The 14636-nt window shown below is 73.4% G+C and carries 11 protein-coding genes; 8 read left to right on the forward strand and 3 right to left on the reverse strand.

Translation table 11 applies throughout. The annotated features are described in order from the left end of the window. A complete protein-coding gene (locus ACIRRS_RS12230) occupies window positions 1-1332 on the reverse strand; it encodes a VWA domain-containing protein (protein WP_402968623.1) in 1332 nt (443 codons plus the stop codon). Window positions 1333-1447: 115 nt separating this feature from the next. Between ACIRRS_RS12230 and ACIRRS_RS12235 the strand changes: the two genes are divergently transcribed. The 6 genes from ACIRRS_RS12235 to ACIRRS_RS12260 all read left to right on the forward strand — a co-directional run bounded on the left by ACIRRS_RS12235 (window position 1448) and on the right by ACIRRS_RS12260 (window position 9160). After that, on the forward strand, window positions 1448-2287 hold the full coding sequence (locus ACIRRS_RS12235; RefSeq protein ID WP_402968626.1) for an ATP-binding cassette domain-containing protein: 840 nt from the start codon (window positions 1448-1450) through the stop codon (window positions 2285-2287). Then, complete coding sequence (locus tag ACIRRS_RS12240) at window positions 2284-2967, forward strand: ABC transporter (RefSeq protein ID WP_402968629.1); 684 nt, start codon at window positions 2284-2286, stop codon at window positions 2965-2967. Before ACIRRS_RS12235 ends, ACIRRS_RS12240 begins: the two co-directional genes overlap by 4 nt. A 105-nt stretch (window positions 2968-3072) precedes the next feature. Beyond that, window positions 3073-4410, forward strand: coding sequence for an FtsW/RodA/SpoVE family cell cycle protein (locus ACIRRS_RS12245; RefSeq protein WP_402968632.1), 1338 nt, complete (start codon window positions 3073-3075; stop codon window positions 4408-4410). After that, a complete protein-coding gene (locus tag ACIRRS_RS12250; RefSeq protein ID WP_402968635.1) occupies window positions 4407-5903 on the forward strand; it encodes a penicillin-binding transpeptidase domain-containing protein in 1497 nt (498 codons plus the stop codon). Before ACIRRS_RS12245 ends, ACIRRS_RS12250 begins: the two co-directional genes overlap by 4 nt. A 189-nt stretch (window positions 5904-6092) precedes the next feature. Then, window positions 6093-7622 carry an amino acid permease gene (locus ACIRRS_RS12255; RefSeq protein WP_402968826.1) on the forward strand — a complete coding sequence of 510 codons (1530 nt, stop codon included), beginning with the start codon at window positions 6093-6095 and terminating at the stop codon, window positions 7620-7622. Window positions 7623-7747: 125 nt separating this feature from the next. Further along, complete coding sequence (locus ACIRRS_RS12260) at window positions 7748-9160, forward strand: glycosyltransferase 87 family protein (RefSeq protein WP_402968638.1); 1413 nt, start codon at window positions 7748-7750, stop codon at window positions 9158-9160. A gap of 65 nt (window positions 9161-9225) precedes the next feature. Here the strand turns inward: ACIRRS_RS12260 and ACIRRS_RS12265 are convergent, their stop codons facing one another. Both ACIRRS_RS12265 and ACIRRS_RS12270 read right to left on the reverse strand, forming a co-directional pair. Continuing rightward, window positions 9226-10989: a penicillin-binding transpeptidase domain-containing protein gene (locus ACIRRS_RS12265; RefSeq protein ID WP_402968641.1), complete on the reverse strand. Its 1764-nt coding sequence runs from the start codon at window positions 10987-10989 to the stop codon at window positions 9226-9228. Window positions 10990-11165: 176 nt separating this feature from the next. Continuing rightward, a complete protein-coding gene (locus ACIRRS_RS12270) occupies window positions 11166-12977 on the reverse strand; it encodes a dolichyl-phosphate-mannose--protein mannosyltransferase (protein WP_402968643.1) in 1812 nt (603 codons plus the stop codon). 105 nt (window positions 12978-13082) lie between these two features. On the opposite strand from ACIRRS_RS12270, the gene rsmI reads away from it, so the two are divergent. Together rsmI and ACIRRS_RS12280 are read left to right on the forward strand one after the other, a co-directional pair. Continuing rightward, complete coding sequence (gene rsmI, locus ACIRRS_RS12275; RefSeq protein WP_402968646.1) at window positions 13083-13967, forward strand: 16S rRNA (cytidine(1402)-2'-O)-methyltransferase; 885 nt, start codon at window positions 13083-13085, stop codon at window positions 13965-13967. A 235-nt stretch (window positions 13968-14202) separates the two neighbouring features. Continuing rightward, complete coding sequence (locus ACIRRS_RS12280) at window positions 14203-14628, forward strand: hypothetical protein (protein ID WP_402968649.1); 426 nt, start codon at window positions 14203-14205, stop codon at window positions 14626-14628. Window positions 14629-14636 lie beyond the last annotated feature (8 nt).

Below are 14636 nucleotides of genomic sequence, written 5' to 3' on the forward strand. Positions count from 1 at the left end.
TCAGTTCTCCCGCCAGACGGAGATGCGCCAGCGGGCGATCCAGCCGAAGACCAGGCCGAAGAGCAGGCCGGCCAGGGTGAGGGTGAGCAGGAGGATCCAGCCACGGCCGAGGCCCATCGCGGCCCCCTCGGGGGCGGGCGAGGCGGCGGCCAGGTCGATGGTCAGCTCGACCGGCATGCCGGGGTCGGCCAGGACGCCGGACTGCGGTGAGGCCGAGTTGCTGACGACCAGGCAGACGGTGGTGTCGGGCTTGTCCTTGTCCTTGGCCGAGCTGCTCGGGCTCGCGGTGACGTAGCCCTTGGAGTCGTCGGTGGACCAGCGCAGGCCCGTGGAGACCACGTCGGTGCGGCTGCTTCCGGCGTCGGTGCCGCGGACCAGCTCCTGGCCGGTCGCGCTGGTGGCCTGCAGCAGGACGCCGTAGTCCCGGTTCACCGCGCGGTCGAGCGAGACGCTGACGGAGGCGCGCAGCTCCTGGCCGGACTTGACCGGGACCTTGTAGACGCGGTGCTCGGAGAACTTCTCACGGTCGCTGTAGACGCCGGGCGCGAGCACCGGGGCGTTCTCGCACTTGTCGGTGCCCGCGGTCTTGACCGGGGTCACCGTGTAGGTGTCGTTGGTGCGGTCGACCAGCTGCTTCACCTTGTCGGTGAGCTGCTGCGGGGAGCGGACGTCGGTGTAGGTGCCGCCGGTCGCGTTGGCGATGCAGAGCAGCTGCTGGCGGGTCTTGTCGTCGTGCGCCAGGCCGAGGGTGTCGACCACCAGGTGGATGCCCTGGGAGGCGAGTTCGCGGGCGACGTCGCAGGGGTCGGGCGGGGTGCAGGTGTCCTCGCCGTCGGTGATCAGCACCACGCGGCGGGTGGTCTCGCCCTTGCCGAGGTCCTGGGCCGCGCCGCGCAGGGCCAGGCCCATCGGGGTCCAGCCGGTGGGCCGCAGGGTGGCGACGGCGGTCTTGGCCTCGACCTTGTTGGTCCTGCCGACCGGGAACAGCACCTTGGTGTCCTGGCAGCCGATGTTCTTGTCGTTGCCGGGGTAGGTCGCGCCCAGGGTGCGGATGCCGAACTCGGTCTCCGGGGGCAGGGCGTCGATCACCTCGTTCAGCGACTGCTGGGCCACCGAGATGCGGCTCTTGCCCTGGATGTCGGTGGCGGTCATGGAGCCGCTGACGTCCAGGATCAGGTCGACCCTGGGGGCCTCCTTCGGGGCTGCGGGGGTGGCGCCCGCTGTGGGTTCGTCGGCGTGGGCGGGCACGCCCAGCAGCAGCGAGGCGCCGGTTATCGCCAGGGCGGCCAGCAGGCTGCCGAGCCTGGTCTTCGGTCGTCGTCCGGTGTTCACGCGGCGATCCTAGGGATCATCAGTTCGTCAAGGCCAAACGAGGGCCGGACTTCACGCCGCCCTCACAGGGGCCTCGCTAGCCTTCGTACGCCACGGACGGGAGGCGGGGGCGCGGATGGAGCTGACGGCGGTCGGCAAACGGTACGGGCGGGGCGGCCGCTGGATCCTGCGCGAGGTCCATCTCTCGGTCGCGGCAGGTGAGTTGGTGCGGATCGCCGGGGCAAACGGGAGCGGCAAGTCGACGCTGCTGCGGTTGGCGGCCGGGATCGAGCGGCCCAGCACCGGCACGGTGGCCCGGCCCGGCCCCGTCGCGTACGTCCCCGAACGCTTCCCGCCGGCGCTGCCGTTCGACGCCGCCTCCTACCTGCTGCGGACGGGCCGGGTGCACGGGCTGACGGCCGCGCAGGCGCGGAGGCGGGCGGGGGAGTGGCTGGATCGGTTCGGCATCGCGGACCGGGCGGGCACGCCGCTGAGCCGGCTGTCGAAGGGCACCTGTCAGAAGGTCGCGGTGGCACAGGCGCTGATGGCCGAGCCCCGGGTGCTGCTGCTGGACGAGGCTTGGACGGGGCTGGACCCGCAGGCCCGGGCGGTGCTGGACGAGGCGGCCGCCGAGCGGGCGGCGCGGGGCGGCGCCGTGCTGTTCGTGGACCACGACCCGGCACGGCTGGCCGGGCGCACCGCCGCCGTCCACCGGGTCGGCGCGGACGGCGCCCTGAGCGCGGAGCGGGAGGAGTCGGCGCGGGCCGGCCCGGTGGTGGAGATCGAGGTGGACCTGCCGGACGGCTCCCCGCTGCCCGAGCGGCTGCCCGGCGCGCCGGAGGCGACGGCCCTGGGCGGGACGGCGGTGCGGCTGGCGGTGTCCTCCGCGCACTCGGACGCGCTGCTGCGCAGCCTGCTGGTGGGCCGCCCGGGCGTCCGGGTGCTGGCGGTGCGGCGGCGTGGGGCGGAGCGGTGAGGCAGGTCGGGGCGCTGACGCGGTACCACCTGGAGCTGCTGCTGCGCTCGCACGCCTGGCTGCCGCCGTTCCTCGCGTTCGCGCTGCTGATGGTGCTCGGGGTGACGCAGGGCGATCCGCTGCTGGGCGGGCTGGGGTACGGCGCGGGGGTGCTGGTGCCGGTGAGCGCCTGGTACGTCCGGGCCGCGCTGAACGCCGAGCCGCCGGCTTCGCGGGCCTGCCTGGTCGCGGCGGCGGGCGCGGCGCGGGTGCACCTGGGGGCGCTGCTGGCGGCGCTGACGGCGGGTCTGGTGCTGGCGGCGGCCTCGGTGGCGGGGCTGTGGGCGGTGAGCGGGCCGGTGGCGGACAAGGGGGCGCAGTCCGCCCCGGGGGTCGGTGAGGCGCTGACGGCGGGTCTGCCGGCCGTGGTGGTCTGCGTGCTGGCGGGAGTGCTGGCCGGGGCGCTGGGCAACCGGCCGGTGCTGGTCCGCTCGCCGTACGGCGTCCTGGCGACCCTGGGGCTGTCCGCGGCGGTGCTGGTGGTGCCGGGCTCCCCGGCGAACGCGGCGGTGAGCGGCCTGGTGGCGGCGGCGCGGACGGGCCGGGTGGCGGCGCCCTGGACGGAACTGCTGGTCGCCGCCGCCCTGTTGGCGCTGGCCGGCGCGGGGGCGGCCGCGCTGGCGGGGCGCCGTAGCGCGTAGGGCCCCGGGACACACCGGGTCGAAGAACCGATAACCATGGATAACCCTCGTTAGGGTGCGAATTCGGGGCACGGCCCGCCCCGTCCGACACCCTGGAGGGACCTCATGGCGACACCCTCCGCCGTGACGAGGTCCGCCGCCGGGCCCGGTCGGCCGGTGCGGCCGAGGCGCACCACCGAACTCGTCCTGGTCGTGGCGGCCGTCCTGGCCGCCGTGTTCGGCTACATCGAGGTCGGGGTCAACCTGGACGGCGAGGTGCCGGCCGACGCCGCGCAGTACGGCGCGGCGCTCGGGGTGCTCGCGCTGGGGGCGCACGCCGTCGTCCGGTGGCGGGCCCGGTACGCGGACCCGCTGCTGCTGCCGATCGCCGTGCTGCTCAACGGGATCGGCCTGGTGGTGATCTACCGGCTCGACCGCGCGACCCCGGGCCGGGAGGCGGCCTCCACCCAACTGCTCTGGTCGGCCCTGGGGGTGGCGCTGTTCGTCGCGGTGCTGCTGCTGGTGCGCGACCACCGCAGGCTCCAGCGCTACGCCTACCTCGGCGCGCTGGTGGCGCTGGTCCTGCTGGTGCTGCCGGCGTTCTTCCCGCCGGTGTACGGCTCCCGGATCTGGGTCGTGGTCGGCCCGCTGTCCTTCCAGCCGGGGGAGTTCGCCAAGGTCCTGCTGGCCGTCTTCTTCGCCGCCTACCTGGCGGTGCACCGGGACGCGCTGGCGCTGACCGGCCGCCGGGTGTGGCGCTGGCAGCTGCCGCGCGGGCGGGTGCTGGGGCCGGTGCTGCTGATCTGGGCGGCCTTCGTCGGGGTGCTCGTCCTGGAGACCGACCTCGGGACGGCCCTGCTGTACTTCGGCCTCTTCGTGGTGATGCTCTACGTGGCCACCGCGCGCACCGGCTGGATCGCGATCGGCCTGGGCCTGGCCGCGGCCGGCGCGGTGGCGGTGGGTTGGCTGTCCCCGCACGTGCACAGCCGGGTGACGGACTGGCTGGACCCGTTGGGCTCGATCGCGCAGGGCCGGGGGGCCAACCAGATCGCCCAGTCGCTGTTCGCCTTCGCCTGGGGCGGGGAGCTGGGCACGGGGCTGGGCAACGGGCACTCGGTGCTGATCGGCTTCGCCGCCAAGTCGGACTTCATCCTCGCCACCATCGGCGAGGAGCTGGGCCTGACCGGGCTGTTCGCCCTGTTCCTGCTGTACGCGCTGCTGGTCTCCCGGGGCTTCAGGACGGGCATCGCGCTGCGCGACCCGTTCGGGCGGCTGCTGGCGATCGGGCTGGCCGCGATGGTGGGCCTTCAGGTGTTCGTGGTGGCGGGCGGGGTGCTGGCACTGATCCCGCTGACCGGGATGACCCTGCCGTTCGTCGCCCAGGGAGGGTCCTCGGTGGTCACCAACTGGATCGTGGTCGCGCTGCTGGTGCGCATGAGTGACATTGCGCGGAGGCCCGTATGAAAGGCAACGGGCCGCAAGGGCTGCCGGGCATCTCGATCACCGGGAGACGGGCCGGCACCTTCTGCCTGCTGCTCGTCGCGGCCCTGTGCGTCCAGGCCACCCGGGTGCAGGTCTTCGAGGCGGACGGCCTGAACGGCAACTCCGCCAACCAGCGCGCCGTCCTGGAGCGGTACGCCCAGCCGCGCGGGGACATCCTGGTCGGCACCGCGCCCGTCACCACCTCGGTGTCCACCTCCGGCCGGTACGCGTACAAGCGCGGCTACACCGACGGCCCGACGTACGCGGCCGTCACCGGCTACTCCTCCCAGGCGTACGGCAACACCCAGCTGGAGGGCACCGAGGACGCCCTGCTGACCGGCACGGACGGCCGGCTGGCCGGCTGGTCCCTCCGGGACGCGGTCACCCGCCGGCAGAACCCGGGCGGGGACGTGTACACCACGCTGAACCGGGCCGCCCAGGAGGCCGCGATGGCGGGCCTGGGCCGCCAGCAGGGCGCGGTGGCCGCGATCGAGCCCGCCACCGGCCGGATCCTGGCGCTGGCCAGCACCCCGTCCTACGACCCGGGGAGCTTCGCCGGCTACGGCTCGGCCGACCAGGAGGCCTGGAACCGGCTGCGCACGGACCCGGCCCAGCCGATGCTCAACCGGGCGCTGCGCCAGACCTACCCGCCGGGCTCGACCTTCAAGGTGGTCACGGCCGCCGCCGCGCTCGCCGCCGGGGTGGTCACCGACCCGGCCGCGCCGACCGCCGCGCCCTTCCCGTACGTCCTGCCGGGCACCACCACGCCGCTGGTCAACGACACGGCCGTCTGCGACCGGCCGGGCCGCTCGCTGGCCGACGCGATGACGGCCAGCTGCAACAGCGTCTTCGGCTACCTGGGAGTGCGCGTCGGCCTGGACCGGATGGCGGCGACGGCCGAGGGCTTCGGCTTCAACGACCCGAGGCTGGACATGCCGGTGCGCCCGGCCCGCTCGAACTTCGACACCCGGATGGACGACTCCCAGCTGGCGCTCTCCTCCATCGGCCAGTTCGACACGGCGGCCACTCCGCTGGTGATGGCGATGGTCGCGGCGGGGATCGCCAACGACGGCACGGTGATGCGTCCACAGCTTGTGGACAGGCTGACGAAGGCCGACGGCACGGTGGTGCGGCGGACGGAGCCGGCCGTGTACCGGCGGGCGGTGACGCCGGAGGTCGCCGGGCGGCTGCGGAAGCTGATGACGGACGTGGTGGAGAACGGCACCGGCGGCAGCGCGAGGATCGCGGGCGCGGAGGTGGGCGGCAAGACCGGGACCGCCCAGCACGGGGTGGACAACAGCGGGACGCCGTACGCCTGGTTCATCGCCTGGGCCAGGCCGGCCGGCTCGACGGCGGTGCCGCCGGTGGCGGTGGCGGTGGTGGTCGCGGACAGTGACGCCACGGACGTGAGCGGTGGCGCCCTGGCGGCGCCGATCGCCCGCTCGGTGCTGCGGGCGGTGCTCGGAAGCCGCTGAACCGCTGGTCAGCGAACCGGAGCGAGGTGCGTTGCATGCGAAGTGTCTGGTTTGTGATGTCTGATGCGACGATTCGTACAATGCGCCGATCGGTATTGTTTGTTTGCGACACTGGTGCTTTCGCGGGGTACTGTCCCATGTTTGTTCGGTTGGTCCCCGTTGACACCCCCCAGCGTCACGGGTGACCGGCTGCTAGGACACCCTCCCCCGCCTAGAAGGACCGTGGTTTTGGCTGGCAACACCCTCGGCTCGCGCCTGCTGCGACGCAAGCCCGTCTCGTCCCTGATCGCGGAGAGTGAGGGCCACGGCCTTCCGGCGGGCGCGCCCGAGGAGGGCGGGAGGTCCGGCATCCACCTGCGCCGCACCGTCGGCCTCTGGCAGCTGTCCTCGATCGGCATCGGCGCCACCATCGGCACCGGCATCTTCTTCGTGCTCGGCACCGCGGTGCCGGACGCCGGGCCGGCCGTCATCCTGTCCTTCGTGATCGCCGCGGTCACCGCCGGGCTCACCGCGCTCTGCTATGCCGAGATGGCCTCCGCGATCCCGGTCTCCGGCTCCTCGTACTCGTACGCCTACGCCACCCTCGGCGAGGGCGTGGCCTTCGGCGTCGGCATCTGCCTGCTGATGGAGTACGGCGTCTCGGCCTCGGCGATCGCCGTCAGCTGGGCCGAGTACCTGAACAAGTTCCTCGACCTGGCCTTCGGGTTCAGGATCCCCGAGCAGCTCTCCGGCGCGCCCGGCGGCGGCCACTGGTTCAACCTGCCCGCGCTGCTGCTGGTCGCGATGGTCTGCTTCCTGCTGGTGCGCGGGGTCAGCGAGTCGGTGAAGGTCAACGCGGCCATGGTCGCGACCAAGATCGTGATCCTGCTGCTGTTCGTCGGCGTCGCCCTCACCGGCTTCCACTCCGGCAACCTGACCCCGTTCATGCCGCTGGGCATCGGCGGCGTGCAGGTCGCCGCGTCCAGCATCTTCTTCTCCTTCATCGGCCTGGACGCGGTGTCCACGGCCGGCGAGGAGGTCAAGAACCCGCGCCGCACCATGCCGATGGCGATCATCATCTCGCTGGTCGTGGTGACCCTGCTCTACATCCTGGTCGCGCTGGCCGGCATCGGCGCCCAGTCGTGGACGCAGTTCAAGGGCCAGGAGGCCGGCCTCGCCCAGATCCTCCAGGACATCACCGGCCAGAGCTGGCCCGCGATGATCTTCGCCGTCGGCGCGGTCATCTCGATCTTCAGCGTCACCCTCGTGGTGATCTACGGCCAGACCCGCATCCTGTACGCGATGGGCCGCGACGGCATGCTGCCCAAGCGCTTCGCCGAGGTCTCCCCGCGCACCGGCACGCCGGTCTGGAACACCATCGTGGTCGGCCTCGGGGTGGGCGCGCTGGCCGCGTTCGTCCCCCTGACCGTCCTGGCCGACATCACCTCGCTGGGCACCCTGGTGGCCTTCTCGGTGGTCGCCGTCGGCGTGATCATCCTGCGCCGCACCCAGCCGAACCTGCCGCGCGGCTTCAAGGTGCCCGGCTACCCCGTCGTCCCGCTGATCAGCATCGGCTTCTGCGTCTACCTGATCACCGGCCTGCACGCCGACACCTTCCGGGCCGGCGCCATCGCCCTGGCGGTCGCCGTGGTCGTCTACTTCGGCTACAGCATCAAGCACTCCAAGCTGGAGCAGGGCGAGCGGCAGGCGGCCACGGCCGACCAGCGCGCCGGCCACTGAACCGGCAGAAAAGGTACGAAAGGGGCCGTCGGGCGGATGACACCCGGCGGCCCGCACCATGTCGACCCGTCCCCGACGCCGACGCGATGGCGACAGGGCCCGTCCCCCACCCCTAACCTTCCACCATGGTGAGCACCCGCACGCCCGGCTTCTCCCGCCCGCGCGGCCGGTTCACCGGCCGCGCCAGAACGCCGGCCCCGACCCTCCACGCCGACGGCCCGTCCCGACCGGGACGGCCCCCGCGCGGCTTCTCCAGCAGACCGTTCCCCCGGCAGCGTGGCGAGAGCACCTTTCCGCCCACGCCCGATCGGCTGAATCCCGCCCGCCTCGCCTCCCTGCGCTCCGTCCAACTCCTCGGCTGCCTCGTCGCGGCCGGCTGGGCGGCGGCCTTCCCGCTCGTCTCCGACCTGGAGAACCAGCGGCTGTGGGGCCTGATCGCCGCCCCCTCCTACCTCCTCGCCGGGCTGCTCTGCCTGGTCCTGCCGCGCCGCGTCGCGGCCCGGGCGGCGGCCGCCGTCGGGCTCGTCGGCGCCGTCCTCGCCCCGCTCGCGCTGCTGGCCCTCACCGGGCGCCACCAGTCCGAGGTGATGGTCGTCGAACGCTCGGCGCACCTGCTGCTCACCACCGGCGACGCCTACCTGCCGCACACGGCGGTCGTCACCGACTACAACCCGTACCTGCCGGCGATGTCCCTGTTCGGGATGCCCCGGCAGCTGCTCGGGGACTCCAACGCCTTCACCCAGGTCGCCGGGGACGCCCGGATCTGGTTCGCCCTCGCCTTCGTCGTCTGCCTGCTGGCGGCCTGGCGGCTGCTGCGGCCCACCCGCGACCGGGCGCCGCTGCTGCCGCTGGCCGTCCTCACCGCCTCTCCGCTGATCGCCCTCGCCCTGGTGGTCGGCGGGGTGGACCTGCCGCTGATCGGCGTCTGCTGCCTGGCCATGGCGCTCGCCGAGCGGGACCGCACCGTCGCCGCCGGGCTGGTGCTGGCCCTCGCCTGCACCCTCAAGTGGACGGCCTGGCCCGCCCTGCCCGTCGCCGTCCTGCTGCTGTGGCGGCTGTACGGCCGCAGGCCCGCCGCGCGGACGGCGCTGATCGCGGTCGGGGCCAGCCTCGCCGTGATCCTGCCCGCCTGGCTGCGGCAGTCGGACGCGCTGCGCGACCAGGTCGTCCGCTTCCCGCTCGGGCTCACCGCGATCCGCACCCCGGCCGGCAGCCCGCTGCCGGGCAAGGTGCTGGCGGGCTTCGGGCCGACCGGGCACAGCATCTCGCTGGCGCTGGTCACCATCGGCGCCGTCGGCGTGGCCATCTGGCTGCTGGCCCGTCCGCCGGTCTCGGCGATCGCCGCCGCCGACCTGCTCGCCGCCGGGCTCACGATCGCGTTCATCTTCGCCCCGGCCGGGCGCTTCGGGTACCTGGGGCTTCCGGCGGTGCTGCTGATATGGCCCCGGCTGGCGGCCCGGCGCTGGAGCAGCCGCCGCCCGGCGCCCCCGCGCCGGTCGGCCGCGGAGCCCCCGCTGCCGGCCCTGCCGCGCGGCTGAGAGCGCGGAACGCCTGAGCCCGCCCCACCCTTCGCGAAGGGCGGGACGGGCTCAGGCGTTCCGTTCTAGCGGTTGGCCTTCAGCAGGGAGGCCACCGCCGGGCCGGCGGCGTCGACGCCGTGGCCGCCGCCCTGGACCTCGGCCGCGACGGCGAGGTTGCCGCGGAAGGCCGTGAACCAGCTGTTGGTGGTGGACGCGCCCTGGACCTCGGCGGAGCCGGTCTTGGCGCCCGCGTTGTCGGTGATCCCGGCCATCACCTGGCTGGCCGTGCCGCTGATCGCGGTGGCGTTCATCATCGCGCGCAGCTTGCCGGCGACCTCGGGGGAGATCGGCCGGGCCGCGGCCTGCTGCGGCAGTCCGGCGACCAGGATCGGCTGCTTGAACGCGCCGCTCTGGACGGTCGCGGTGATCGAGGCGATGGCCAGCGGGTTCATCTGGACCTTGCCCTGGCCGATGTAGTTCATCGCCTGCTCGTCCTTGCTGCCCGGCGTCGCCGGGATCTTGCCGTCGACGCTGGACAGGCCGGTCTTCCAGTCCATGCCGATGCCGTAGACGTCCTTGGCCGTGCCGGCGAGCGTCTCCGGCTTGAGGCTGGTCAGGCCCTGGTTGATGAAGGCGGTGTTGCAGGACACCATGAAGTCCTGCTGGAGGGTGTTGTTCGGGAAGGCGCCCGGGAAGTCGTTGGGGATCGCGACCGGGTTGCTGCTCTTCTCCGGGCAGGCCACCACCGTGTCGGGGTTGATCCCGGCCTCCAGCAGGGCCGTCGAGGTGACGATCTTCATCGTCGAGCCCGGCGCGAGCATGCCATTGAAGGCCCGGTTCTGGCCGTTGGAGGGCGAGTTGGCGAAGGCCAGCACGTTGCCGGTGCTCGGCTCGATCGCCACGATGGAGCCCGGCTTGCCGCCGAGGTCCGCCATCGCCTTCTCGGCGGCGGCCTGGAGGGTTCCGTCGATGGTCACCTTGAACGGCTTGGCCGGCTTCGGCTCGACGATGGTGAACAGCTTGTCCGCCGAGGCCTTGCCCGCCGGGTCGGTGATCATCACCGCGCTGCCCGCGTCCTGGTCCTTGTTCGGGTCCGGCGGCAGCAGCTTGTGGGCGTTGTCCTGGAGGTTGCTCAGCAGAGCCGTGGTGATCGAGGGGCTCTGCAGCTGCTTGCCGTTGCGGTCCACCACGGTGCCCGCCGGGGCGAAGACCGGCTGGACGGCGATCGTCTCGGTGCCGTTCAGGTGCGGGTGGATCACCGTCGGCGCCCAGTGCACGGCCGGGGTGTTGTCGCTCATCTTCACGACGTTCAGGAAGCCGTTGTAGTCCCAGGCCCGGCTGGTGCCCGCGAACTCGGCGCGCGCCTTGAAGCCCATCAGCACGCCGGTGGGACCGGGCGTGGCGGCGGCGGACGGCGAGTCGGTCGCGCCGGGCGTCGCGCCGGCGGACGGGGTCGCGGAGGCGCCGGCCGGGGGCTTGGCGGCGGGGGAGGGCGAGCCGGTCGCCGAGGCGAAGGCCTGCGGGGTGGCCGGGCCCGCCGGGGAGAGGGTGAGGGCGCTCGGCTTCACGCCGTCCCGGAAGGCGGTCAGCGCCTTCTCGGCGGAGGCCGGGTCGTCCGTCAGCGAGGCCGCCTTGGCGAGGTCCCCGGCCGCCCAGGCCGCCAGGAAGTCCTTGGTGCCGGCGGCGGCCTGCTCCGCCGAGGGCGGCTCGGCGACCACCGTCCGGGCCTTCTTGCCGGAGGAGTCGGAGTCCGAGCCCCCCATCAGGCTGTACGCCCCGTAGCCGCCGCCCGCCAGGACGGCGACGGAGACGCCGGTGACGATGCCGATCTTGGCGCCTTTGCGCATGATGCAGTTCCCCCAGGGGTTCTCGCGGCCGGGCGCCGCCGGCGGGTTCGGAAAAGGCTGTTCCCCCCACCCTAGGCAGCGCCCGTCGGTGCGCCGACGAAATGCCCGGGACTTGTGACGGATCTGGTACGTGTCGTGCACCGCATACGGACGGTTCCCGGGTGCGCGGCCCGGGGTCAGATCCAGCTGTTGAACCACATCCGGGCGCGCCAGTCCTCCAGCGGGATCGTTTGCCCGGTGAAGAGCGGATAGAAGTACAGGAAGTTCCAGACGATCATCAGCACGAGCAGCCCGGCCGCCGCGGATCCGATGGCCCGGCGGTCCGGTGAGGCCGTCGAGGGCCCGATCAGCGCGCCGACCAGCATCGTCACCGCGAGCACCAGGAACGGGACGAACACCACCGCGTAGAAGAGGAAGATCGTCCGCTCCTGGTACGCGAACCACGGCAGGTAGCCGGCGCCCAGGCCGCACAGCAGCGCCCCGGCCCGCCAGTCCCGGCGGAAGATCCAGCGCCACAGGCAGTACACGAGCGCCACCACGGCCGCCCACCACAGCAGCGGGGTGCCGATGCCCAGCACCTCGCGGGCGCAGTCGGCGGCGGTGCAGCCGTTCTGGCCGAGCTTGGGGGACTCGTAGTAGAAGGACACCGGCCGGCCGAGGAACAGCCAGGACCACGGGTTGGACTGGTAGGTGTGCGGGTCGTGGAGGTGGGTGTGGAACTGGTAGACCGTCGTGTGGTAGTTCCACAGGGCCCGCAGGCCCTCGGGTATCCACGGGTAGTCGGTGGGGCGCCCGACCGCCCAGTCGCGGCCCCAGCCGCCCTGGCCGGGGGCGTTGCTGCTGGCGAACCAGCCCCACCACGAGGTGATGTACACGGCCAGCGCGACCAGGATGATCGACACGAAGGACGGCAGCACGTCCCGGGCGAGCACGGCCCGGTACGGGCGCGGGGCGCCGGCCAGGCGGCGGGCGCCCGCGTCCCAGAGGACGACCATCAGGCCGAAGAACGCCGCCACGTACAGGCCGCTCCACTTGGTGGCGCAGGTCAGGCCGATGCAGACGCCGGCGGCGATCCGGTACGGGCGCCAGCCGAGGCCGATGCGCTGCGCCAGGGCGGGGTTCGCCACGCCGCCGAGCCTCGCGGCCAGCCTCGCCCGGGTGTGGTCGCGGTCCAGCACCAGGCAGCCGAAGGCGGCCAGCGTCCAGAACATCACCACCAGGTCCAGCAGGGCGGCGCGGCTGAGCACCAGGTGCAGGCCGTCCACCGCGAGCAGCAGGCCGGCCACGCAGCCCAGCAGGGTGGAGCGGAACATCCGGCGGGCGATCCGGGCCAGCATCAGCACCGACAGGGTCCCGAGCAGGGCCACCGAGAAGCGCCAGCCGAAGGGGTTCATGCCGAACAGCTGCTCGCCGAAGCCGATGATCCACTTGCCCACCGGCGGATGGACCACGTACGAGGGCATCGCCCGGTACGGGACCGGCTCGCCCGGCGTCATGATCTTGGTGTTGGCGTCCTCGGGCCAGTTGATCTCGTAGCCGCCGTGCCAGAGCGCGTACGCGTCCTTGGCGTAGTACGTCTCGTCGAAGATGATCGCGTGCGGCTGCCCGAGGTCGGTGAAGCGCAGCAGTCCGGCGAAGACCGCCACGGCGACCGGGCCCAGCCAGCCGGACCAGCGGCACAGGAAGTACCAGAGGCCCTGCGGCAGGGACAGGCCCAGGCGCAGCAGCAGCGGGGACTGCGCGACGTCCGGCTTCGTGACCCGGGGGCCGTCCGGCATCGGCGGCACCAGGCGGTCGGTCAGCGACGCGGCGGGGCCGTCCGGGCGGGCCCGCAGGCCGAAGGCGGCCAGGCGGCCGCTCCAGCCCGTACGGTCGCCCGGCGGGGCGCCGGGGTCGCCCTGCGGGGAACGGGGGGCCGGCAGGCCGACGCCGCCCTGCGCGGTGTGGTCTGTACCAGTAGGCGTCCGTGCCGCCGTGTCGCCGTTCATCCGCCACATCGTAGGGGCGGGGTTCGTACGCGCGTCCGTTCCCTCGGAAGCTGACCGAATCGTCACCAAAAGCCCCGGCGCCGCGGAACTGGAAGGATGGGGCCCGTGACAGGAGTACTCGTTCTCGCAGGCACCCCCATCGGCGACGTCTCGGACGCCCCGCCCCGGCTGCTCACCGAACTGGCCACGGCGGACGTGATCGCGGCCGAGGACACCCGGCGGCTGCGCCGCCTCACCCAGGCGCTGGGGGTGACCCCGGCCGGGCGGGTCGTCTCCTACTTCGAGGGAAACGAGGTCGGCCGCACCCCGGAGCTGGTCGAGGCGCTGCTCGGCGGCGCCCGCGTCCTGCTGGTCACCGACGCCGGGATGCCCTCCGTCTCCGACCCCGGCTACCGGCTGGTCGCGGCCGCCGTCGAGGCCGAGGTCAAGGTCACGGCCGTGCCCGGCCCCTCCGCCGTGCTCACCGCGCTGGCGCTCTCCGGCCTGCCCGTCGACCGCTTCACCTTCGAGGGCTTCCTCCCGCGCAAGACCGGCGACCGGGCCCGGCAGCTCGCCACCGTCGCCGCCGAGCCGCGCACCATGGTCTTCTTCGAGGCCCCGCACCGCATCGCCGAGGCGCTGGCCGCGATGGCGGAGGCCTTCGGGCCCGAGCGCCCCGCGGCCGTCTGCCGGGAGCTGACCAAGACGTACGAGGAGGTCAAGCGCGGCCCGATCGGCGAGCTGGCCGCCTGGGCGGCGGACGGCGTCAGGGGCGAGATCACCGTCGTCGTCGCGGGCGCCCCGCCGGCCGCGCCGCAGGACCACACCCCGGCCGAGCTGGCCCGGCTGGTCGCCCTGCGGGAGGAGGCCGGGGAGCGGCGCAAGGAGGCCATCGCGGCCGTCGCCGTCGAGCTGGCGCTGCCCAAGCGGGAGGTGTTCGACGCCGTCGTCGCCGCCAAGAAGGACGCGGGGGAGAAGGACACGGCCCAGAAGCCCGCGGGAAAGAAGTGAATTCGGGGGGTTGCGTGGCGCGGGCGTAGTCGTACCTTGGAGTGAAGGCCCCGGTAAACGCCCATCGGGTTGAAGTTTGGGTACCGGATTCCGGTTCGGAACGCGCCCTTTGTATAGGGCCTTCCAATCCGCTTCCAAGACTTCACAAGGGGGGCGTCCACCGCGGCGGTCCGGGCATTTCCTGGAGGGGAAAGACCCAGCCGGGCGAGCGCCCGGCGGGCGCTGGGAGACGGCTATGAGTGAGATGGTGGGTAGCCCCCTCGGTGGCAACGCGCTGAGCACCGCCGGCCTGGCCGGCCGACCGCACACCCCCGTCGAGACCGTACGGGAGGCCTACTCCTTCGCGTGCCTGCGCTGCGGGTACGGCTGGGAGCAGGCGTACGACATCGAGCACCACGTGTCCCGGGACGGGCACATCGTGTTCGAGTACCACGCCAACGGTGTCCGGGTGCCGTCCCCGCTGCTCAAGCCGACCTGCCCGGGGTGCGGCGGCCACACCGTCCGCATCATGCGCGAGGGCCGGGTCGCCACCGCGGACCAGCGCTGGCAGCACGCCCCCGGCTACCCGGCGCACGCCGAGCCGGCCGGGCCGCCCCCGGCGCCGCGGACCGCCGAGCCGCGCGGACGCTGGGCCCGGTTCTGGTCGCGGCTGCTCGGCTGACGCCGGGG

It is taken from the genome of Kitasatospora sp. NPDC101183 (genome assembly GCF_044767945.1).
In the GTDB taxonomy this organism is placed as follows: Bacteria; Actinomycetota; Actinomycetes; order Streptomycetales; family Streptomycetaceae; genus Kitasatospora.

Coding starts and splice junctions, on each gene's coding strand:
- ACIRRS_RS12265 (WP_402968641.1), bottom strand. CDS start 10,989: ATGCGCAAAGGCGCCAAGATCGGCATCGTCACCGGCGTCTCCGTCGCC.
- ACIRRS_RS12260 (WP_402968638.1), top strand. CDS start 7,748: ATGGTGAGCACCCGCACGCCCGGCTTCTCCCGCCCGCGCGGCCGGTTC.
- ACIRRS_RS12235 (WP_402968626.1), top strand. CDS start 1,448: ATGGAGCTGACGGCGGTCGGCAAACGGTACGGGCGGGGCGGCCGCTGG.
- ACIRRS_RS12245 (WP_402968632.1), top strand. CDS start 3,073: ATGGCGACACCCTCCGCCGTGACGAGGTCCGCCGCCGGGCCCGGTCGG.
- ACIRRS_RS12270 (WP_402968643.1), bottom strand. CDS start 12,977: ATGAACGGCGACACGGCGGCACGGACGCCTACTGGTACAGACCACACC.
- ACIRRS_RS12280 (WP_402968649.1), top strand. CDS start 14,203: ATGAGTGAGATGGTGGGTAGCCCCCTCGGTGGCAACGCGCTGAGCACC.
- ACIRRS_RS12250 (WP_402968635.1), top strand. CDS start 4,407: ATGAAAGGCAACGGGCCGCAAGGGCTGCCGGGCATCTCGATCACCGGG.